This is a genomic window from Actinomyces urogenitalis, assembly GCF_002861525.1.
In the GTDB taxonomy this organism is placed as follows: Bacteria; Actinomycetota; Actinomycetes; order Actinomycetales; family Actinomycetaceae; genus Actinomyces; species Actinomyces urogenitalis.
In genome coordinates, this window is sequence record NZ_PKHA01000001.1 from 61,918 (window position 1) to 83,389 (window position 21,472).

The following is a 21,472-nucleotide window of genomic DNA, read 5'->3' on the forward strand; positions in this document are numbered from 1 at the left end:
GTGGGCGGCGAGCTGCCGCCCACCGGGGCCCGTCAGCGCTCGGTGCGCTCACGGCTCCTGGCGGCCGGCTTCCAGGACTCCGAGCGCGCACGCGCCTGCCTGGAGGACGCGGCGCTGCGTGAGCTGCTCGCGGACCCGCCTGCCTCCCACGGTCCGACGGCGCAGGCGAGCCTGGGCCCGGCGGCAGTGGACCTGGTCCAGGCCCTGGGGCGTACGGCTGACCCGGACCTGGCTCTGCTGACCCTGGTCCGCCTGGCGCACGAGGTGCGTGGTCCCTCACGCAGCAGCCAGGCCCGGCTGCTCGCCTCGCTCCTGGGCACGCTGACCGCGGCACAGGATCCGCAGGCGGAGCCCGGCGCTCGCGGCAACGCGCACCACCACCTCAGGCGCCTGCTGGCCGTGCTCGGGGCCTCTAGCGCGCTGGGCGACTTCCTGGTGGCCCACCCGCAGTGCCTGACGGCCCTCCACCCCTCGCGCTCGTGGCAGGACGAGGGGCCGCACGAGGCGGCGCAGGTCCTGGGTCGAGCAGTGCGAGATGCCTTGTCCTCATGCCAGGAACGAAGCCAGGCGACCACCCGCGCCACCGCGGCGCTGCGCGTGGCCTACCGTGACCGGCTGCTGGCCATCGCGGCTGATGACCTGTGCGCTGCGGACCCGTTGGCGCACACCGAGGTCGTCGGCACCCGGATGGCTCAGCTGGCGGATGCCGCGCTGGAGACCGGCCTGCTCGTGGCGCGTCACGCCGTCGGCCCGGCAGCAGCTGAGGTGGCCCTGGCCGTCATCGCGATGGGCAAGACCGGGGCCTGCGAGCTCAACTACATCTCCGACGTCGACGTCGTCTACGTCGTCGCCCCGGCTGCCTGCGCCACCGGGTCGGCTGACGAGGCCGCGCAAGCCGGAGAGGAGCGGCTGCTGATCACGGGCACGGCCCTGGCTACGGAGCTGGCCCGCGTGGTTTCTGCCTCCGGCACGGAGCCGCCCCTGTGGCCGCTGGACACCGGCTTGCGTCCGGAGGGCAAGGACGGGGCCCTGGTGCGCACGCTCGCCTCGCACCTGACCTACTACGAGCGCTGGGCCTCCTCCTGGGAGTTCCAGGCGCTGCTCAAGGCGCGCGCCTGCGCCGGGAACCCGGGCCTGGGCCGGGCCTACGAGGAGGGGGTGGCTCCTCTCGTGTGGGAGGCCAGCCGCCGGGAGAACTTCGTGGACGACGCACGGGCGATGCGACAGCGCGTGGAGCACGACTCCGCACGCCCCGGCACGCAGGACCGCCGGATCAAGCTGGGCCCGGGAGGGTTGCGGGACGTGGAGTTCACCGTGCAGCTCCTCCAGCTCGTGCACGGCCGGGCCGACGAGTCCCTACGGGTGCGTGGAACGCTGCGGGCCCTGGCGGCCCTGAGCGCCGGAGGCTACGTCTCTCGTGAGGACGCAGCCGTGCTCGACCACGGGTACCGCACCCTGCGGCTGCTGGAGCACCGTAGCCAGCTGCTGCGCCTGCGACGTACGCATGAGCTGCCTAGCCGCCAGGAGAACCTGAGGCGGATCGGGCGGGGCATTGACCGGGAGCACCTGGCTGACCCCGAGGAGCTGCGCGAGCTCTTCCAGTCGGTGCGCCGCCAGGTCCGCTCCGTCCACGAGTCGGTGTACTACCGGCCGCTGCTGGGCGCCGCGGCGGCGCTGAGCCGCGATGAGATGGCGATGGCCCCGCGCGCCGCCCACGAGCGTCTGGCCGCCGGCGGCTACCTCGACCCGGACGGGGCGCTGCACCACATCCAGGCCCTGACTGAGGGAGTCAGCCGGCGCGCGGCCATTCAGCGTCAGCTCCTGCCGGTCATGATCGGGTGGCTGGGGGACGGCCCCGACCCGGACACAGGGCTGTTGTCCTTCCGGCGTCTGTCCGAGGCGATCGGCGGCTCGCACTGGTACCTGGCGATGCTGCGTGACTCGCCGGTGGCGGCACGGCGCCTGTGCCACGTGCTGTCCGGTGCCAGGTGGACCACGGACCGGCTGGCTGAGCGCCCGGAGGCGATCGCGTGGCTCGATGATGACGCTGAGCTGCGTCCGCGTCCCGGTGGAGCGCTGCGCGAGGAGGTCACGCGCCTGGTGCGGCGGCGTCTGCCAGGCCTGATTGGCGAGCACCGCCAGGACCAGGCCGTCGAGGCCGTACACGCCCTGCTCTCGGTACGCTCGCGTGAGCTGCTGCGGGCGGCCCTGGCCGACTCCTTGGACGGTCTGGATCCCGAGCGCACCGCCCAGATCCTCACCGACGCCACTGACGCCGTGCTGGACGGAGCGCTCGCGGTAGCCACGGCGCTGACCCTGGCCGAGAGCACTGACCCCGGCGAGGGCGTCGAGCTGCCCGGCGAGGACGGCCGGTGGCCACAGGCCCTGGCGGACTACGCCATCATCGCGATGGGCCGTCTCGGAGGCTGTGAGACCACCTACGCCTCGGACGCGGACGTGCTCTTTGTCCACCAGCCACGTCACGGGGCCGACGAGCGCGCTGCCGCGGCGCAGGCAGAGGAGGTGGCTCGGCGCACCCTCGGTCTGCTGACTACGGTAGGCCCCCACCCGCTTGCCCTGGACGCCGACCTGCGCCCCGAGGGACGTCAGGGCCCGATGAGCCGGTCCCTGGACTCCTACCGGGACTACTACGCGCGGTGGTCGGGTGCCTGGGAGCGTCAGGCCCTGCTGCGTGCGCGCGCCTGCGCAGGCAGCGCGCAGGTGGGTCGCGCCTTCGAGGACCTCGTGGCGCCGCTGCGCTGGTCCGAGCACGGTCTGGCGCCCGATGAGCTGCGCCAGATCCGCCGTCTCAAGGCGCGTATGGAGTCCGAGCGGCTGCCGCGCGGCGCCGATCCCGGCCGTCATCTCAAGCTCGGGCCGGGGGGCCTGAGCGATGTGGAGTGGGCCGTGCAGGTCCTTCAGCTCCAGCACGCCGGGCGCGTGGGCGGGCTGCGCACGACCTCGACCCTGACCGCGCTGCGGGCCGCCGCCCTGGCCGGGCTGCTGACCGGGGCGGAGACGACGGCGCTGGTCGCCTCCTGGGAGACTGCCACCCGTCTGCGCTCGGCCAACGTCATCGGGACCGGACGCGACGGCGGAGCCCGCGTGGACGTCCTGCCCTCTGACCCGCGTCAGATCCGGGTCGTGGGCCGGCTTATCGGTCTGGCACCAGGTCATGAGCGCGATCTGGAGGACACCTACCGCCGCATGGCCCGCCACGCCAGACCGGTGGCGGCGCGGCTCATCTTCGGCTCCCATGCCCCTGAGCCGGACGACCCAGCCGGGGGCCTGGCGAACGGGCAGCCACGCGGCCGGGCCGCCGCAGACGAAAGGAGCGCGGCGGTCAGCAACGCGGCGCCGGGTCCTGGCCAAGCGGGCGGGACGACGGCGAGCGTGGGGGACCGGCCCGAGGCCGGGCAGACGCCCAAGGCAGGGGACAAGCACGGCAAGGTCGTGCGCAGGCCGGCTCACGGGCGTCCACGCTCCGGGACCGGTCCCTATCCGTGGTCCTAGGCGGTCCCTGGCTCTCGGTGGTCCCTGCTTTTCGGTGGACCCCGCGCGCCTGGCGGAGCCTCCTCACACCCCAGGGTGAGCCACCAGGCCGCAGGCTGCTGGCAGGATGGGGCCGTGAAGCTCATTCTTGTTCGCCACGGCCGCACGATCGCCAACGTCATGGGTGCCCTGGACACCGCCTTCCCAGGCAACCCCCTTGATGAGGTCGGGCTGGCGCAGGCCGCCAGCCTGCCGGGCCGGCTGCGTGAGGCCGGGCACCTGGAGGACATCAGCTCGCTGTGGGTCTCGCCCATCCTGCGCGCGCGTCAGACCATCGCCCCCGTCGAGCAGGCCACGGGCCTGCAGGCCCAGATCTGCTCCGGTCTGCGGGAGGTCCTGGCCGGGGACCTGGAGATGAATACCGATGCCGCCTCGATCGCCTGCTACACCGACACCACCCGGGCGTGGATGATCGGCCGTCTGCACGCCCGGCTGCCCGGCTCGCCCGAGGACGGCGCGGACACGGTGGGCCGCTTCAGCGCCGTCGTCGAGCAGATCTCGCAGGTCGCCGCTCCTGACGCCACTGCGCTGCTCGTGGCTCACGGCACGGTGCTACGGGTATGGACCGCCCTGGTGGCGGCGACGGCGGCCGGCGCCGACCCGGCCTGGATCGCCAACCATCCCATGACGAACACGGCCTTCTCCGTGGTCATGGGTGACCACGAGCATGGCTGGCGCCTGGAGGACTGGGCGGAAGGGACGTGGCGCGCTGCCGACCCGGCAGGCCGGCAGCGGTGAGCGCCGCGCAGAACGGGATCAGCCAGCGTTCCGACCGTCACCTCCGTGCGGCCTCCTTCAGCTCGGGGCCCAGGACTACGAGCGGCTGCGTCCGGGCTATCCGGAGCAGATGTGGGCTGACCTGCGTGCGGACGCGGGAGCGCGTCTGGAGGGCAGCGTGCTCGACGTCGGGGCGGGCACCGGAAAGGCGAGCCTGACCCTGGCCCGCGCGGGAGCACAGGTGACGGCCCTGGACCCGAGCGCTGAGATGATTGCGGTCCTGGGCCAGCGGGCCGCTCAGGAACGGCTTGCTGCCCGCGTGCGGCTGCGTCAGGGGAGCTTCGAGGACCTGGACCCGCAGACCGAGGAGAAGATCGACCTGCTCGTCAGCGCCCAGGCCTGGCACTGGACCGATCCTGCGACCCGCTGGGTGCGCCTGGCCGGTCTGCTGGCCGACGATGCCATGGCCGCGCTGGTGTGGAACGGCTGGCACCTGAAGGCCTCCCACCATGAGACCGGCCGGGTCGAGGCGGTGGTGAGCGAGCGCAACCGTCGGTGGGGTACCGCCGTGCCCGTGGACACCGAGGCCCATGACACGGGAGGGGGCTGGACGCAGGAACCCGTGCTGGAGGTCCCTGGGGCCGACAGGCTCAGGGAAGGGCGCCGCCGCGTCTATGCCTGGGACTGGCAGATGCCGACGCGCCACTACCTGGAGCTCCTAGGGACGACCTCGCGCTACCGGCTGCTGGAGCAGGGCCGTCGTGAGGATCTCACGACGGCCCTGGGGCAGGCCCTGGGACCGACCACGTTCCGGGCGTGCCAGACGCTGCTGGTCGAGGTCATGGCCGGACGGTAAGGCAGGTCGAGAACAGGCCTTAGAGCACAGAGGACAGGAAGGCGCGGGTGCGCTCCTCGCGCGGGTGGTCCAGGAGATCGGTGGGCCGGCCGGACTCGCAGATGACGCCCTCGTCCATGAAGACCAGCTGGTCGCCCACCTCACGGGCGAAGCCCATCTCGTGAGTGACGACGACCATCGTCATACCGTCCGCGGCCAGGTCCTTCATGACCTGAAGCACCTCGCCGACCAGCTCGGGGTCAAGGGCTGAGGTGGGCTCGTCGAAGAGCATGAGCTCGGGGTCCATCGCCAGCGCCCGGGCGATCGCCACGCGCTGCTGCTGGCCTCCCGAGAGCTGGGAGGGGTAGTGGCCGAGCCGGTCACCGAGACCGACGCGCTCCAGCAGGCTCGCTGCCAGCTCGCGTGCCTGGGCGCGGGCCATGCCCTTGACCTGGACGGGGGCCTCCATGACGTTGGCCAGGGCCGTCATGTGCGGGAAGAGGTTGAAGCGCTGGAAGACCATGCCGATCTTGGCGCGCTGGGCAGCACGGGCCTTGTTGCTCAGCGCGTGCAGGCGCACGCTGCCGTCGGCACGCTGCTCCTCACGCATCCCGATGAGCTCGCCGTCGACCCACACCCGACCGGCGTCGATCGACTCCAGCTCGTTGATGCAACGCAGCAGCGTGGACTTGCCGGAGCCGGAGGGACCGATGAGCACGGTGACGGATCCGGGGGCGACGGTCAGGTCGATGCCCTTGAGGACGTGCAGCTCCCCAAAGAGCTTGTGCAGCCCACGGATGCGGACCTTGTCGGTCGGGGCGTGGTCAGTGGTCGTCGTGGTCATGGCGTGTACTCGATCATCGGGTCGGAGGTGGTGGTGCCGGCGTCCAGGATGGCCTGCTGGCGCTTGGACATGCCGCGGTGGGCACGCGGGGAGGGCGTGCCGACGGTGTCGAAGCCGCGACCGAAGTACCTCTCGATGTAGTGCTGGCCCACCATGAGGATGGAGGTGATGATGAGGTACCACAACGCCGCCACGATGAGCAGGGGGATGGGCTGGAAGAGCCGGTTGCCCACGTTGTTGGCGACGAAGGTCAGCTCCTTGGTGAAGGGGACAGCCAGCACCAGGGAGGTGGTCTTGAGCATGGAGATGGTCTCGTTGCCCGTGGGCGGCACGATGACGCGCATCGCCTGGGGCAGGATGATCCGGCGCAGGATCGTGCCGTTCGACATCCCCAAGGCCGAGGCGGCCTCGCGCTGACCGGCGTCCACCGAGTTCAGGCCCGAGCGCATGATCTCAGACAGGTAGGCGCCCTCGTTCAGTCCCAGGCCCAGGATGGCTGCGACCGCACCGGAGAAGACCTCCTTGGTGGAGAAGACGAAGAACTCTGGCCCGAAGGGCACACCCAGGCTCAGCTTGTTGTACAGCGCCGGCAGCAGGCCCCAGAAGACCAGCTGGGTGTAGATCGGGGTACCACGGAAGAAGAAGACGTAGGCGTAGGCCACGTAGCGCAGCACCGGGTTCTCACTCTGACGAGCCACGGCCGTGGCCGCTGCCAGCACGATACCGATGAGCATAGCGGCCACCGTCAGTGCTAGCGTCCAGCCGACGGCCCGTACGACGTCGTCATAGCGGAAGTAGAACCACACCAGGTCCCAACGGAACTTCTCGTTGGTGACCAGGCCGTGGACCAGCATCGCCACAAGCAGGGCGACGACGGCTGCTGAGATCCAGCGACCGGGGTGGGGAACAGGCTTGAGCCTGTTGAGGACGACCCCGGAGGCCGGGGCGGTGCTCCGCGAGGGAGCAGAAGAGGTAGTCATCAGTAGTGGTCCTCGCACGGGGTCCTGCCTCGGGACGCGAGCCCCTGAGGCACGATGGTCAGGTGTCGCCGGGTCAGACGGCCGGGTTGATCTCCGCGGTGGTCAGGGCCTGGGAGGTGTCCACACCCCAGGAGGTGAGGATGTCGTTCCAGATGCCCTCGTCCATGAGGTACTGCACGGCTGCCTGAATGGCCTTGGCCGTGGCTTCGTCGCCCTTGGCAATGACGATGCCCTGCGGGGCGGCGTCGAAGACCTTGCCAGCGGTCTCCACGGCGCCACCGGTCTGGATCTGGGCGTAGCCGGCCACGGTGGAGTCAGAGAAGACGGCGTCCAGGGTGCCGCCGGCCAGAGCGGTGGTGGCGTCGGAGTTCAGGGCGTAGGACTTGATGTCGATCGCGTCCTTGCCCGCAGCCTGGCAGTCCTCGTTGAAGCCCTGGATGTCCTCCTCCTGGGCGGTGCCGGTCTGGACGCCGACGGTCTTGCCGCACAGGCCCAGGGTGTCGGACAGGTCCAGCCCGGTGGGGTTGCCCTTGGCCACGTTGAACTGGGAGCCGACGGAGATGTAGGAGACCATCTCGGTGGAGGCCTCGCGCTCGGGGGTGATGGTGAAGGAGGAGATGCCCAGGTCGTACTTCGAGCCGATGGACGGGATGATGGAGTCGAACTCGGCGTGCTGAGCCGTGGCCTCCAGGCCAAGCACGGCCGCTAGGGCGCGGCTGAGGTCGATGTCATAGCCAACGGGCTGGTTGGAGGTGTCCAGGAACTCGGCCGGCGGGTAGTCGGCGGACACGCCGATGGTGAGCTTGCCGTCGGAGGAGATCGACTCGGGCAGCATCGCGGCGATGTCGTCCTGCTTGGCGATACCAGAGACGTCGAAGCTGGGGATCTCGGCGCTGGTGCCGGCCGAGGCGCCGGAGGAGGCGGCGTCGTCGGTCTTGAGATCCGAGGCGGAGGTGCAGGCCGTCAGCGCGAGGCAGGCGGAGGCGGCCAGGGCGGCGAGGGCGGGAAGGCGCTTCATCAGAGGGCTCCTGGGGAGGTACGTGGTCGGGGTGGCGCGCTGGACAGAGCGTGGACCCGACCGCTGCGAGTAGGTCCAGAAGCAACAATAGCCGGTTCGGCGTATAAGTATGCAGTCAAAATCGCATAGAACGGTGTCGTTCTGGCCACATGGAAGGCTCCAGAAGGGGTGCATACGGACAGGGTCCCGATCCGCAGCGGATCGGGACCCTGTCTACAAGGCCTGCTCAGAGGTTCTCGCTCAGAGGTTGTAGTAGAGCTCGAACTCGTAGGGGTGCGGACGCTGGCGCAGCGGAGCGATCTCGTGCTCGCGCTTGTAGTCGATCCAGGTCTGGATGAGGTCAGGGGTGAAGACGTCTCCCTCAGTGAGGTAGTCGTGGTCAGCCTCCAGGGCGTCCAGAGCCTGGTCCAGGGAGTAGGGCAGCTTGTCGATGTCGAAGTACTCCTCGGGAGCGAGCTCGTAGAGGTCCTTGTCGATGGGCTCACGGGGCTCGATCCGACCCCGGATGCCGTCGATCCCGGCCATGAGCACGGCGGCAAAGGCGAGGTAGGGGTTGGCCGAGGGGTCCGGCACCCGGTACTCCACGCGCTTGGCCTTGGGGGAGGAGCCGGTGACCGGGATCCGGATACACGCCGAGCGGTTGCGTGCGGAGTAGACCAGGTTGACCGGGGCCTCAAAGCCGGGGACCAGACGGCGGAAGGAGTTGACGGAAGGGTTGGTGAAGGCCAGGAGGCTCGGGGCGTGCTTGAGGATGCCGCCGATGTACCAGCGGGCGAGGTCTGAGAGTTGGCCGTAGCCGCGCTCATCGAAGAACAGCGGCTCGCCGTCCTTCCACAGCGAGTGGTGGCAGTGCATACCTGAGCCGTTGTCCCCGAAGACGGGCTTGGGCATGAAAGTGGCTGTCTTGCCCTGGCGCCAGGCCTCGTTCTTGATGACGTACTTGAACTTCATCATGTCGTCACCGGCGGCCAGCAGCGAGGCGAAGCGGTAGTTGATCTCCTGCTGGCCCGCCGTGCCGACCTCGTGGTGGGCACGCTCGATGTCCAGGCCCACCTCCTGGCAGGTGCGGACCATAGCGTCTCGGATATCAGCCATCTGGTCGTTGGGGGAGACGGGGAAGTAACCACCCTTGAAGGGGGTCTTGTACCCCTTGTTCCCGCCTTCCTCGCTGCGCCCGGAGTTCCAGGCGGCCTCGGCGGAGTCGATGGCGTAGCGGGTGGAGGCCGGAGTGGTCTCGTACTCGATGGAGTCAAAGAGGTAGAACTCGGCCTCGGCCCCGATGTAGCAGGTGTCAGCGATACCGGTTGAGCGCAGGTAGTTCTCCGCCTTGGCAGCCACCGAGCGCGGGTCGCGGGAGAAGACCTCGTCGGTGAAGGGGTCGACGATGGAGAAGTTGATCACCAGCGTCTTCTGCTCACGGAAGGGGTCGAGGAAGGCCGTGGTCACATCCGGAACCAGCTTCATATCCGACTCGTGGATCGCGGTGAACCCGCGGATCGAGGAGCCGTCGAACATGAGACCGCTCACCAGGGCCTCGGCCTTGAACTCCTTGGCCGGGATGGTGAAGTGCTGCATGACGCCGGGCAGGTCGCAGAAGCGGACGTCGATGAGGACGACCTCTTCCTTGTCGATATAAGCCAGTGCCTCGGCGGCGTCCTTGAACATGCTTGCTCCTTGCGAGGGTCGGTTCACTGCGTCCCAGGCGCGTGCGCCCGGCGCTGACACGGCAACGTTAGGGTCCAGGAGTGACGCTGGCGTACCGTGAGTGTGTCCTTGGTGTTTCGGCCGGCAGGACCAGGCCGATCAGCGTCCTCGCATTGCGCGGCGGTCGGGGCGCACGTTGTTGGGGTCGATGCCCTTGGGGATCGGCAGGCCCTTGGAGGACAGCGAGGACAGGCGCTTGGAGACCTGGGTGATCTCGGTGTTGGTGAGCTTGGTGGGCTTGGTGGGAAGCCGGCGCAGGGTCCTGGACAGGTCGATCAGGCGTGTCTGGCCCTTGCCCGTGCCTACATGGATGACGTGCAGCGGGACGGTGGGCAGGATCCGGGTGACCTTCTTGGACTCGTCAGCCACGAGCTTGTGGGTGCGTCCCACCGGGCCCTCGACGATGAGGACGACGCCGGGGCGTCCCACCAGGCGCCACACGACGTCCTGGGTCTTGGGGTTGATCCCGGCCGGGTCGGGCTCAACGAACCAGCCACGGCCGATCTGGTCCAGCACGGCCTTAGCCGCCCCGGGCATCCCCTCGATCTGGGTGTAGGAGGCGCGTCGCACGGTCCACGACAGCAGGACCATGTCCGCCATGAGGGCCAGGAGCACGGCCATGATGAGCCAGTACCACAGAGCCTGGCTGGTCACCAGGGACAGGACCACCGCCGCGGCCAGGATGACCGCCGTGATGGCGAGCAGCGCCCACCCCACCCAGGGGTAGGTACGCCGGGAGACGGTGTAGGAGTCCTTGATGTTCTGGATGTACTGCCCGAAGCGACGCTTCTTCTTCGGGGCGGGGCTGGCGGATGTGCTCACGGTTGCCCACCTTAGCCGAAGTCAGCGCTACTCCTGTGCGCCCAGGCCTGCAGCCACGAGAGAGGAGGCCTCCTGCCGGGCTGTTCCGGCGACAGCGAGCTCGGCCATCTCGGCGGGGATCGGGCGGCCCTTGGCCTTCATCGCGCGCGACCACAGCAGTCCCGAGCGGTAGGAGGAGCGCACCATCGGCCCGCTCATGACGGCCGGAATTCCCTTGTCCTGTGCCATCTGGGCCAGCTCGACGAACTCCTGGGGCTTGACCCACCGGTCGATGGGGTGGTGGAGCTTGGACGGGCGCAGGTACTGGGTGATGGTGAGGATGTCGACGCCGTTGGCCACGAGGTCGTCGACGGCCTCCTCGACCTCGGCGCGGGTCTCGCCCATGCCCAGGATGAGGTTGGACTTGGTCAGCAGCCCCGCGGCGGAGGCCTGCTGGAGAACGGACAGTGAGCGCTCGTAGGAGAAGGCGGGACGGATCCGCTTGAAGATCCGCGGGACGGTCTCCAGGTTGTGGGCGAAGACCTCAGGGGCGCAGGAGAAGACCTCAGCCAGGGCATCGGGGTTGCCACGGAAGTCCGGCACGAGTAGCTCGACGCCGCAGCCCGGCAGCACCTGGTGGATCTGGCGGGCGACCTCGGCGTAGAGCCAGGCGCCGCCGTCGGGCAGGTCATCGCGGGCCACACCTGTGACGGTGGCGTAACGCAGGTTCATCTCCGCCACGGAGGCGGCCACGCGCCGCGGCTCGTCCTCGTCGTAGGCCGTGGGGCGGCCGGTGGCGATGTCGCAGAAGTCGCAGCGGCGGGTGCACAGCTCGCCGCCGACGAGGAAGGAGGCCTCACGGTCGTTCCAGCACTCGTAGATATTGGGGCAGTTCGCCTCCGCGCACACGGTGTGCAGCTGCTTGTCCCGCACCATCCCACGCACTTCTTGGTAGGTGGGGGAGATGACGGCCTTGGTCCGCAGCCACCTGGGCTTGTGCTCGATGGGGGTCTCGGCGTTACGCGCCTCGACACGCAGCAGCTTGCGACCCTGCGGGGCGATCGTGTCCGTCACGTGCTCTTCCTCCTTGGCCAGTGGCAGGTGCGAACCGATCCTATGCCCGTACTGCCGCCGTGTGGGACCGACGGCCCAGATTCAGCCCTCGGCCGTCAACGGTGCCAGATGCTCCTGGAGGCTGGCGACCACGGCGTCGGCCGGCTCGCTGGTGGCCAGGTGGCGTCCGGTCTGGACAGCCAGGGAGGTGACTCCGGCGTCGTCGATCCCGCACGGGATGATCCGGTCCAGCCCGAAGGCCGCCAGGTCCGGGTCGACGTTGAGACCGATGCCGTGCAGCGTCACTCCTCGCGCCACCCGCACCCCCAGGGCGCAGATCTTGCGCTCACGCGCGGCCGGCGGGCTGCCGGGCGCCGGGGGCACCCACACGCCCGAGCGGCCCTCGACCCGCATAGTCCTGACGCCATAGGCCGCACAGACCTCCATGACGGCTGCCTCCAGGGCGCGCACGTACTTGATGACGTCGATGGGGCTGGCCAGGCGCACGATCGGGTAGACGGTCAGCTGGCCGGGCCCGTGCCAGGTGGTCTTGCCCCCGCGGTCGACCTCGATGACGGGCACGTGCCCAGGCTCGACGACGTCGCCGGCAGGACGCTCCCAGGAGTGCGCGCGCCGGCCGACGGTGTAGACGCTCTCGTGCTCGACGAGGATGAGCGTGCCGGGCCGGGTACCGGCGACGACCTCATCATGCACCTGCTGCTGGAGGGCGCGGGCCTCGGGGTAGGGCACGAGCCGGGAGGCGAGGTCGAGGTCAAGTCGCTGCACGCGGGCCAGCCTAGGCCGCGGCGCACGGTTGTGGACGACGGCGGATCGCTCGGCTGTGTCCACAGCCGTACCGGGCCGGCTGGCACGGTGGGGCGAGCATGGTGAGCATGAGGCCATGAGACGGACTACGCGGGCACGGCGCACCCAGGTGGCCAGGGTGCAGGGGACCAGCCGGCCCGAGACGAGTGAGCAGGTCCTGGTGGCCCAGGAGCTGGAGCTTCGTGGCCTGGCCACTGAGCCTTTGGTTCCTGCCGGCCGAACCGCGTCCAGCGCCGTGCTGCGTGGGGTCGATGAGCAGGGCCACGACCTGGTGGTGCGTGTGCTCCGGCTCCCACCTGGGCGGCGTGGCCGCGAGCTGCGTCAGCGCGCTCAGGTACTGCGAGAGCTGGAGACGGCTGGCGTGGTGGCGGTCCGTGCGGTGCTGGATCTGGCGGGTGAGTACCTGGCGGTGGTGATGGATCTGGTGGAGGGGGTCGATCTTGGTGTCCTGCTAGCCGCCAGGGGCAGCTTGACTCGCGGCGAGGCGGCGACGCTGCTGCAGGAGGTGGCCGCGGGCCTGGCGCGCCTGCACGAGGCTGGCATCGTTCACGGGGACGTCTGCCCGGCCAACATCATGGTCACGACGGGCGGCCACGGCGTCCTGGTGGACCTCATGGGCGCGCCCACGCAGACCGGTACGCCTGGATGGGCGGCTCCTGAGCAGGATCGTGGGGGTAACGCCACGCTGGCCACCGACGTCTACGGCCTGGCAGCGGTGCTGCGTTCGTGCGCCCAGGGTACCCTGGCCCTTCAGGCGCGTCTGCACGCGGTGGTCGATGATGCCCTGAGCGCCGATCCGGCTCGCCGCCCGAGCGCGGCGGAGCTTGCCTCGCGAGCCGAGGAGCTGGGACGTCCTCGGCCCCTTGAGCTGCCGCAGGAAGCGCTCCTTCAGGCCACGGCGCTGCGCGGGCAGCTGGCGGTACCCACGCGGACGAAGCCTGCACGACGTCGTCCAGGCGGCGCGCGCCGGGCTCTCACGCCCATCGGGCGCGACGCACGCACGCACCGTTCGGTCCGGGCTCCACGTGCGGTCAGGGCGCCACGGGGAGGCCCCCGGGCGCGTCGTAGCGACTCCAGCCGGCGGCGCGGGTGGTGGAAGCGGGCGGTGTGGGCGGTGGCGGGCGTGAGCGCCCCGGTCATCGTGGTCACGTGCTTGGCGCTGCTCCTTGGCCCGGGGCGGCAGGTGGCGGTGGAGGCCCAGACCTCCTCGGTGCAGGCCACGCAGCCCGATCGGCCGGGCAGGCCTGAGGAGCTGCGGCGCGCCGTCGTCGCGCTCGTGGCACGTCGGGACCAGGCCTTGGAGGAGGCGGACGCGACGGCGCTGGCATCGACCACCGTGCCTGGCTCTCCTGCGGCCCTGGCTGACGCCGAGCTCCTGGCCGGCATAGTCAGCCGAGGCGCTCGGGTCCAGGGCCTGACAACGGCAGTGGCCGGTGTGCATGAGGTGGAGCCTGCTGAGGCCGCCGCGGCACGCTGGCCGGGCGCCGTGGCCGTGCAGCTGACCCGCACGCAGCAGGCCTACACCCTGGTCGAGGCGGCGGGGTCCCGGCGCGTGCCGGTGCAGCCTGCCCAGGAGGTCGTCTTCGTCCTGCTGCCCGAGCCGTGGCGGGTGGCGGAGGTAGCCCAGGCGCCAGTGAGAGTGGCCGAGGGCCAAGCGACGAGGTGAGCCAGGACAGCAGACCGAGACGACGGCGGGGCACCACCCTGGTTGGGTGGTGCCCCGCCGCTGTCGGTGAGACGGAGCCGAGCCGGGTTACAGCCCGAGCTCGCCGGCGAAGTCGCCCTCCTCCAGACGCTTCTTAACCGTCATGAGGTAGCGCGAGGCGTCGGCGCCGTCGACCAGGCGGTGGTCGTAGGAGATCGCCAGGTAGCACACCGAGCGGATCGCGATGACCTCGTTGCCGTCGGCGTCCTTGACCACGCGCGGCTGGCGCTGGATCGCGCCCAGGCCGAGGATGGCGACCTCGGGCTGGTTAATGATCGGGGTGTCGAACAGCGCGCCACCGGAGCCGGTGTTGGTGATCGTGAAGGTCGAGCCGGACAGCTCATCGGGGTTGACCTGGTTGTCGCGGGTGCGAGCGGCCAGGTCGTTGATGTGCTTGGCCAGGCCCGGGATGTTCAGGTCCCCGGCGTTCTTGACCACGGGCACCAGCAGGCCGCGGGGGGTGTCCACCGCGATGCCGATGTGCTCGACGTCGTGGTAGGTCACCTCCTTGCCGTTGATCGTGGCGTTGAGCTTGGGGTGAGCCTTGAGCGCCTCGGTGGCTGCCTGGACGAAGAAGGGCAGGAAGGTCAGCTTCGTGCCGTTCTTGGCCAGGAAGTCGTTCTTGGCGCGTGCGCGCAGGGCGGCGATGCGGGTGACGTCCACCTCGACGACCGTGGTCAGCTGGGCCGAGGTCTGCAGCGACTCGATCATGCGGGTCGCGATGACCTGGCGCAGGCGGCTCATCTTCTGGGTCGTGCCGCGCAACTCGGTGTCCACGGCTGGCTTGGCCGAGGGCTTGGCGGCAGCCGCAGGAGCAGCCGGAGCGGCAGCGACGGGAGCCGCAGCCGCGGCGGCGGCCTTGCGGGCCTCCTCAGCGGCGGCAGCAGCGGCCTCGACGTCCTGCTTGCGGATCCGCCCGCCCACACCGGTACCGGTGACGGTGGTCAGGTCCACGCCCTTGTCCCGGGCGAGCTTGCGCACGATCGGGGTGACGTAGGCGGCCGAGGCCACAGCAGCGGCCGACGGCGCAGCGGTCGGCTCAGGAGCGGGCGCCGGCGCGGCGGGCGCGGCAGGTGCTGCGGGAGCCGGGGCGGGCGCAGCAGCAGGGGCCGGTGCAGCGGGAGCAGGAGCCGCGGCAGGCACTGCGCCGGGCGTGCCGATGACGGCGAGGACGGTGCCGACCTCGACGGTCTCGTCCTCGGCGACCTTGATCTCCAACAGGGTGCCGGAGACGGGGGAGGGGACCTCGGTGTCGACCTTGTCGGTGGCGACCTCCAGCAGGGGCTCGTCGGCCTCGACGGTGTCACCCACGGCCTTGAGCCAGGAGGAGACGGTTCCCTCGGTCACGGACTCACCCAGAGCCGGCATCGTGACCTCGGTGCCCTCGCCCGCGCCGGCAGCAGGTGCAGCGGCCGGCTCAGGAGCGGGCGCCGGCGCGGCGGCCGGAGCTGGGGCGGGCGCAGCAGCGGGGGCCGGTGCGGCCGGAGCGGGAGCGGAACCGGCCTCGGAGGGGTCACCGATGATGGCGAGGACGGTGCCGACCTCGACGGTCTCGTCCTCAGCGACCTTGATCTCCAGCAGGGTGCCGGAGACGGGGGAGGGGACCTCGGTGTCGACCTTGTCGGTGGCGACCTCCAGCAGGGGCTCGTCGGCCTCGACGGTGTCACCTACGGCCTTGAGCCAGGAGGAGACGGTTCCCTCGGTCACGGACTCGCCCAGGGCGGGCATCTTGACGGATTCAGACATCTGTCTTCCTTTGATCTCTTCTGCGGTACGCCGACGTGTCAGCCGTGGTTGTGCAGGGGCTTGCCAGCAAGCACCATAGCGGCCTCGCCGAGGGTCTCGTTCTGTGTGGGGTGGGCGTGGACGAGGGAGGCGACGTCGTCGGCGTCTGCCTCCCAGCTCACCATGAGCTGGCCCTCGCCGACCTGCTCGCCCATGCGTGCGCCGATGGCGTGGAAGCCGAGAATCGGGCCGTCCTTGAGAGAAACCAGCTTGACGAAGCCCTGGGTCCCCAGGATCTGGCTCTTGGCGTTGCCAGCGACATTGAACTCGGCGGTGGTGATGGCGTCCTCGCCGTGGATCTCCTTGGCCTTGGCCTCGCTCAGGCCGACCGACGCGATCTCGGGCTCGCAGAAGGTGACCTTGGGGACCTTGACGTCATCGACCGGGGTCGGGTCCAGACCGGCGATCTTCTCCGCCACGACGATGCCCTGGGCGAAGCCGCGGTGGGCGAGCTGGACGCCGGGGACGATGTCGCCCACGGCCCACACGCCGGGAACGTTGGTGCGGCCGTACTCGTCAGCCAGGACGAAGCCACGGTCCATGGACACGCCGACCTCCTCGTAGCCCAGGTTGGCGGTCGCCGGCCCGCGGCCGACGGCGATGAGCATGAGCTCGGCGTCGTAGGACTTGCCGTCCTCGGTGTGGACGGTCACGCCCGTGGCGGTGCGGTCCACGGACTTGAACATCGTCTTGGTCTTGAAGGCGATCTTGCGCTTGCGGAAGGCGCGCTCCAGCTGCTTGGAGATGGCCTCGTCCTCGTTGGGGACCAGGCGCGGCAGGCCTTCGATGATGGTGACCTGAGTACCCAGAGAGGCCCAGGCGGAGGCGAACTCCACACCAATGACCCCGCCGCCCAGGATGACGGCCGAGGAGGGGACGTGGTCGAGCTCGAGGGCCTGCTCGGAGGTGATGACCTTGTCGTCGATGGTCTGCCCGATGGTCTTGGAGAAGGAGCCGGAGGCCAGGATGACGTTCTTGCCGGTGATCGCCTTACCGTCAACCTCGACGGTGGTGGGGGAGACCAGCTTGCCCCATCCGGTGATGAGGTCGATCCCGCGCGAGGAGACCAGGCCCTGCAGGCCCTTGTACATCTTGGTGATGATGCCGTCCTTGTAAGCGCCGACGGCGGCCATGTCGATGCCGTGCAGCTCGGCCTGGATGCCCAGGGCCCCAGCCTCACGGACGGCATCGGCCGTCTCAGCGGCGTGCAGGATGGCCTTGGTGGGAACGCACCCGCGGTGGAGGCAGGTGCCGCCGACCTTGTCAGCCTCGATGAGGGCGACCTTGAGACCCAGCTGGGCCCCGCGCAGTGCTGCGGCGTAGCCGCCCGAGCCAGCGCCCAGGATGACCATGTCGTAGACGGTGTCTGTCACGAAAACTCTCCTCAGTTCTGTCCATCGCCCAGTCGGGGCCCGGCACGCTGCACATTGTTTCACCTCCGCGGCTCCCGCACCCACTGAACAGACGGCTCGGTCAGGACTAGGGTCCTGACCGAGCCGTGAGAAGGGTCACCTCATCTGGTGGGGTGGCTGGCGACGCCGTCGGCCTCCTAGCAGGCCATCGAGCGCAGCAGCTCGACCAGCGTGGCCACGCCGGCGCCGGTGCCACCCACCGGCACCCCGCCCCAGGCGGACTTGTCGTTGAAGGCCGGTCCGGCCACGTCCAGGTGGGCCCAGGGGACCTGGCCGACGAACTCGCGCAGGAACAGGCCGGCCACGAGCATGCCGCCTGCGCGGTTGCCGACGCTGGCGTTGCGCAGCTGGGCGAAGGGAGAGTCGAGGTTGGCGCGCAGGTGCTCGGGCAGCGGCACGGCCCAGAAGGCCTCGCCAGCGGCCACGGCGGCCTCGGTGACGGCCTGGCGCAGGGCCGGCGTCCCCATGACGCCGCTGACGCGCTCGCCCAGCGCCACGATCTGGGCGCCGGTCAGCGTGGCGACGTCGAGCACCGCGTCAGGCTCGTCCTCCACGGCCCTCGCCAGCGCGTCAGCCATGACCAGGCGGCCCTCGGCGTCGGTATTCGTGATCTCGACCGTGGTACCCCCGTACATCGAGACGATGTCACTGGGACGCTGGGCGTCGGTGGTCGGCATGTTCTCCGCCAGTGCCAGCCAGGCGTCCACCCGCACCTCCAGCCCCAGACGGGCGGCGGCGACCACCGTGGCCAGCACGGTGGCAGCACCGGCCATGTCAGACTTCATCTCCGGCATGGAGGCCGGCGGCTTGAGGGACAGGCCGCCGGAGTCGAAGGTGATGCCCTTGCCGATCAGCGCCACACGGCGTGCCGCTGCCTCGGGAACCCAGCTCACGCGCACCAGGCGCGGCGGGTGGACCGATCCCTGGCCCACACCCACGATCCCGCCGAAGCCGCCCTCGGCCAGGGCAACCTCGTCCAGGACCTCGATCTCCAGGCTGTAGTCCTGGGCCACGCGCTGGGCCAGCTCGGTGAAGGTCTGCGGAGTCAGACGGTTGGGAGGCTCGTTGACCAGATCACGGGTCAGTCGCAGCGCTCCGCCAAGGATGCTGGCACGCGCCAGGGCCTGCTCGGCCGCCTCACCGGCGAGGCTGGTGGCGATGACGGCCTCAGTCAGTGCCGCTGTGGGCGCAGGAACGCGCCCCGCCCAGGAGTAACCGCCGGCGGCGGCGCCGCGGGCCACGGCCTCGAGGTCGCTGGCGTCAGCGGCCGGCAGGGCGAGCACGGCCGAGTCGGTCCCGGCCAGCTCGCGCACGGCGCGGGCCGCAGCTCGCGCGAGCACCCCGGCGCGTGTACCGCCCAGGGCCACGGCGTCGGCGTCGGCCTGCGCGGCCAGCTCCAGGTCCGTGCCCGTGCCCACCACGAGCAGGGTGGCGGCGGTGACCTCACCCAGGCCGCGCGAGTGCAGGCGCACGACCTCGTCCAGGCCTGCGGTGTAGCCGAGAGCGGACAGTGTCTGCTCCAAGGCCTCCACGTCCAGGCCGGAGGTGTCGACGCCGTCGGTCAGCACTCGTGCGCGAGGCGAGGTGCCTGCCTCACGCACGGCCGCTAGGACGATGGTCTGGGCCTGGACCTGGTTCGCAGGAAGGCTGGTCAGGGACAAAGTGGTCTGGCTGGCGCTGCTGGGCGCGCTCTGTGTGGTGCTCACCCCGGCAATGGTAGTGTCCTGGGCCGCACAGTCGGTGACGTGGCTGGGCACGACCGTGGCCGGCGCTGGGCGTGGCACGGCGTGAGGTGAGGTTGAGGAGGACACGGGCACGATGGAGCGACCTGGAGCAACGTCGCATCACGAGGCAGCCGGCGACCAGCCCCTCGTGGTGCGCACCGTCGAGGACCATCGTCGTCCGGCACGGGGCTGGAGCCGCCTGCTGGTGGTGGCCCTGGCAGTTCTCGGAGCCCTCGTGCTGGCACCCTCGGCCGTGGACCTCATCCGCCGCCCCACCCAGACCCCTGTGGTCGACTCCCTCGACGTGGCGGCGGGGATCCTCTACCTGCTGGCGGCTGTATGCGTGGCCCACAACGGTCGGCGGATGCGCATGGTGGGGTGGATGAGCCTGACCGCCCTGCTCACCGGCGCGCTGCTCTTCGGCCTGCTGACGTGGACCGGCACGGCGCCTGGCCTGGACTCCAGCGTGTGGGCCGACGGCGGACGTCGCCTTGCCTTCCTGCCTCTCCTCCTGCCGGCCGTGGCCGCGGTGTGGATGTGGATGAGCGACCCGCGGCGCATCGTCGTGGCCGCTGAGCGTCGGGAGGAGCTGACCCGGCGCCAGGGCTAGCGCGAGGAGAGGCGACGGCGCAGCCGGCGCTGCACGCGTGCACCTAGTGAGGTGCGGCTGGCGGCCGCCTCCTGGGCCGCGCGCTGGTGACGGTAGAGGCGGCGAACCATGTCCTGCTGGGAGATCCAGCCGACGAGCTGGCACGAGGCCGCGCCGCCGCTGGCGCCAGGCCCGCGCACGACCGGCACCCCGTCAGCGTGGCTGCGTGAGAGCAGGGCGAGGACGGCGGTGGCTTCCTCGTGCTCGTCGACCTTCTCGTGGGTCAGCCGCAGCTCGCCCAGCGTCTTGGCGCGGCTGTGGTCCGGCTCCGCCAGGGTCTCGGCGATCTGGACCGCGCTGACGCAGCCCAGGAGGGAGCCCAGGCTCCCGGCACCGGGCGCCACGGCGTCGTCGACCACGGGCAGGACTGAGGAGCCGGAGGCCTGGAGCACCCGCGCGGCGTGGGTGAGGCGGTCGCTGGCCAGCAATACGGCCGGCGGTGAGGACATGAGCCGCCGTGCCGTGGCACGCCCGACCAGGGTCGAGGCGAGCGGGTCCTCCACGTCCTCCCCGCGGCGGCGCAGCTCCTCGGTGTAGATCGTCGTGCGGGTCAGGAACCTGCTGGCGAAGGTGGCCAGCACGCTGGCCAGCATGAGGGGGGTGAGCAGGGAGTACTGCGAGGTCATCTCGATGATGAGGACGACGGCGGTGATCGGAGCCCGTGCGGCACCGGTGAAGACCGCGCCCATCCCGATGACTCCGAAGACCGCGGCTGCTGAAGGGTGGTCGGGGACCAGCGCCAGGCCGAAGGCGGCTCCCAGGGCGCCCCCGATGAAGAGCGAGGGGGCGAAGACCCCGCCGGCGAAGCCCACCGCCAGGGTGAGGCTCGTGGCCACGATCTTCAGGCTCATGAGCCCCACCAGCGCCCCGGCGCTGTAGCCGCCGTCCAGGATCGTGGACAGGACCGCGGAGGACTCCCCGTAGGACTGCGGCCAGATCATGAGCAGGGCGCCAACCGTGAGCCCTCCCAGCGCCGGGCGGGCCCATATCGGCAGGTGGGTCACCCGCCACAGCCAGGCTGCGGCGTCGGCCATGAGGTAGCGGCAGCGGGAGAAGACGACGCCGACGACGCCGCCGACCACGCCCAGTAGGGCGACCCAGCCCAGGCGGGCATCCCCGGCCAGGTCGAGCTCAGGAAGAGGCATCGTCACCGCCTCACCGAGCACCTGGTGGGACAGGACGGTGGAGGAGACGCAAGCCAGGACCACGAAGGCGAAGGCGTCAACCGTGAAGTCCAGGAGGATGACCTCCATGGCGAAGAAGGCACCAGCCAGCGGGGCGTTGAAGGCGGCCGCGACGCCGGCGGCCGTGCCTGCTGCAGCCAGCATCCGCACCCACCGGCTCGGCAAGCCCATCCGACGTCCGGCGAGCGAGGCGGTGGAGGCACCTAGCTCGGCGATGGGTCCTTCAGGGCCGACTGAGCCGCCACCGCCGATGGTCAGGGCCGCGGCCACGACGCTGGCCGTGGCCGCGCGGGGAGCCATAGCGCCGTCCCTGCGGCGCGCAGACCAGATGACTCCCGCCACGCCGTGACCGGTGGGAGTGGGCCCGAGCCATGCCATGAGCGGTCCGACGATCAGGCCCGAGACCACTGGTACCAGCAGGAGGAACCAGCCCCCTGCGAAGGACAGCAGACCGCCACCTGCCGGGCTGGTAGCCGGGGCGTGGCTGCCGGTCAGCAGCTGCGCCCAGGCGTCGATACCCAGCCGGAAGCAGATCGCACCGGCTCCCGCTGCCAGGCCTACCAGGACCGCCAGGCTGTACAGGCCAGAGCGGTGGTAACGCAGGATGGCCAGGGCGTCGGCTGCGGCGCGCTGGCGCAGGCGGGGACGGCCAGGACCCTGGGGCGGTTCGTGCCCAGGCACCTG

The 21,472-nt window shown here is 70.5% G+C and carries 16 protein-coding genes; 5 read left to right on the top strand and 11 right to left on the bottom strand.

Annotated elements, in window-relative coordinates; translation table 11 throughout:
- The 3 genes from CYJ26_RS00305 to CYJ26_RS00315 all read left to right on the top strand — a co-directional run bounded on the left by CYJ26_RS00305 (position 1) and on the right by CYJ26_RS00315 (position 5,125).
- A complete protein-coding gene (locus tag CYJ26_RS00305) occupies positions 1–3,513 on the top strand; it encodes a bifunctional [glutamine synthetase] adenylyltransferase/[glutamine synthetase]-adenylyl-L-tyrosine phosphorylase (protein ID WP_101637754.1) in 3,513 nt (1,170 codons plus the stop codon).
- A gap of 114 nt (positions 3,514–3,627) precedes the next feature.
- Positions 3,628–4,290: a histidine phosphatase family protein gene (locus tag CYJ26_RS00310; protein WP_024035472.1), complete on the top strand. Its 663-nt coding sequence runs from the start codon at positions 3,628–3,630 to the stop codon at positions 4,288–4,290.
- A gap of 109 nt (positions 4,291–4,399) precedes the next feature.
- Positions 4,400–5,125 carry a class I SAM-dependent methyltransferase gene (locus CYJ26_RS00315; protein WP_180950806.1) on the top strand — a complete coding sequence of 242 codons (726 nt, stop codon included), beginning with the start codon at positions 4,400–4,402 and terminating at the stop codon, positions 5,123–5,125.
- Positions 5,126–5,144: 19 nt separating this feature from the next.
- Here the strand turns inward: CYJ26_RS00315 and CYJ26_RS00320 are convergent, their stop codons facing one another.
- From CYJ26_RS00320 to lipB, 7 genes are all read right to left on the bottom strand, one after another.
- Positions 5,145–5,948 carry an amino acid ABC transporter ATP-binding protein gene (locus CYJ26_RS00320; protein WP_006549854.1) on the bottom strand — a complete coding sequence of 268 codons (804 nt, stop codon included), beginning with the start codon at positions 5,946–5,948 and terminating at the stop codon, positions 5,145–5,147.
- The gene (locus CYJ26_RS00325; RefSeq protein ID WP_034236317.1) at positions 5,945–6,928 is read right to left on the bottom strand and encodes an amino acid ABC transporter permease; all 984 of its coding nucleotides are present in this window, start codon (positions 6,926–6,928) and stop codon (positions 5,945–5,947) included. The genes CYJ26_RS00320 and CYJ26_RS00325 overlap by 4 nt, the downstream gene beginning before the upstream one ends.
- A 73-nt stretch (positions 6,929–7,001) precedes the next feature.
- Entirely contained in the window at positions 7,002–7,946 is a 945-nt protein-coding gene (locus CYJ26_RS00330) for an ABC transporter substrate-binding protein (RefSeq protein WP_006549852.1), read from the bottom strand.
- Between the two features lie 240 nt (positions 7,947–8,186).
- A complete protein-coding gene (glnA, locus tag CYJ26_RS00335; protein ID WP_101637756.1) occupies positions 8,187–9,611 on the bottom strand; it encodes a type I glutamate--ammonia ligase in 1,425 nt (474 codons plus the stop codon).
- A gap of 138 nt (positions 9,612–9,749) precedes the next feature.
- On the bottom strand, positions 9,750–10,472 hold the full coding sequence (locus tag CYJ26_RS00340; RefSeq protein ID WP_006549850.1) for a DUF4191 domain-containing protein: 723 nt from the start codon (positions 10,470–10,472) through the stop codon (positions 9,750–9,752).
- A gap of 27 nt (positions 10,473–10,499) precedes the next feature.
- Complete coding sequence (gene lipA, locus CYJ26_RS00345; protein ID WP_006549849.1) at positions 10,500–11,525, bottom strand: lipoyl synthase; 1,026 nt, start codon at positions 11,523–11,525, stop codon at positions 10,500–10,502.
- Between the two features lie 81 nt (positions 11,526–11,606).
- Positions 11,607–12,290 (bottom strand): lipoyl(octanoyl) transferase LipB, encoded by a 684-nt coding sequence (gene lipB, locus CYJ26_RS00350; protein ID WP_101637757.1) that lies wholly within the window; start codon positions 12,288–12,290, stop codon positions 11,607–11,609.
- 115 nt (positions 12,291–12,405) lie between these two features.
- Between lipB and CYJ26_RS00355 the strand changes: the two genes are divergently transcribed.
- A complete protein-coding gene (locus CYJ26_RS00355) occupies positions 12,406–13,995 on the top strand; it encodes a protein kinase domain-containing protein (protein ID WP_101637758.1) in 1,590 nt (529 codons plus the stop codon).
- Positions 13,996–14,082: 87 nt separating this feature from the next.
- On the opposite strand, the gene sucB is transcribed toward CYJ26_RS00355, so the two are convergent.
- From sucB to CYJ26_RS00370, 3 genes are all read right to left on the bottom strand, one after another.
- On the bottom strand, positions 14,083–15,780 hold the full coding sequence (gene sucB / locus CYJ26_RS00360; RefSeq protein WP_101637759.1) for a 2-oxoglutarate dehydrogenase, E2 component, dihydrolipoamide succinyltransferase: 1,698 nt from the start codon (positions 15,778–15,780) through the stop codon (positions 14,083–14,085).
- A gap of 38 nt (positions 15,781–15,818) precedes the next feature.
- Entirely contained in the window at positions 15,819–17,192 is a 1,374-nt protein-coding gene (lpdA, locus tag CYJ26_RS00365) for a dihydrolipoyl dehydrogenase (RefSeq protein ID WP_024036600.1), read from the bottom strand.
- Positions 17,193–17,368: 176 nt separating this feature from the next.
- Complete coding sequence (locus CYJ26_RS00370) at positions 17,369–18,937, bottom strand: leucyl aminopeptidase (RefSeq protein WP_244901977.1); 1,569 nt, start codon at positions 18,935–18,937, stop codon at positions 17,369–17,371.
- Between the two features lie 112 nt (positions 18,938–19,049).
- On the opposite strand from CYJ26_RS00370, the gene CYJ26_RS00375 reads away from it, so the two are divergent.
- Positions 19,050–19,565, top strand: a complete 516-nt coding sequence (locus CYJ26_RS00375) for a hypothetical protein (RefSeq protein WP_006549842.1) — start codon at positions 19,050–19,052, stop codon at positions 19,563–19,565.
- Here the strand turns inward: CYJ26_RS00375 and CYJ26_RS00380 are convergent.
- Positions 19,562–21,469: a chloride channel protein gene (locus CYJ26_RS00380; protein WP_101637760.1), complete on the bottom strand. Its 1,908-nt coding sequence runs from the start codon at positions 21,467–21,469 to the stop codon at positions 19,562–19,564. The two genes, CYJ26_RS00375 and CYJ26_RS00380, sit on opposite strands and share 4 nt — an antisense overlap.
- Between the last annotated feature and the right edge of the window lie 3 nt (positions 21,470–21,472).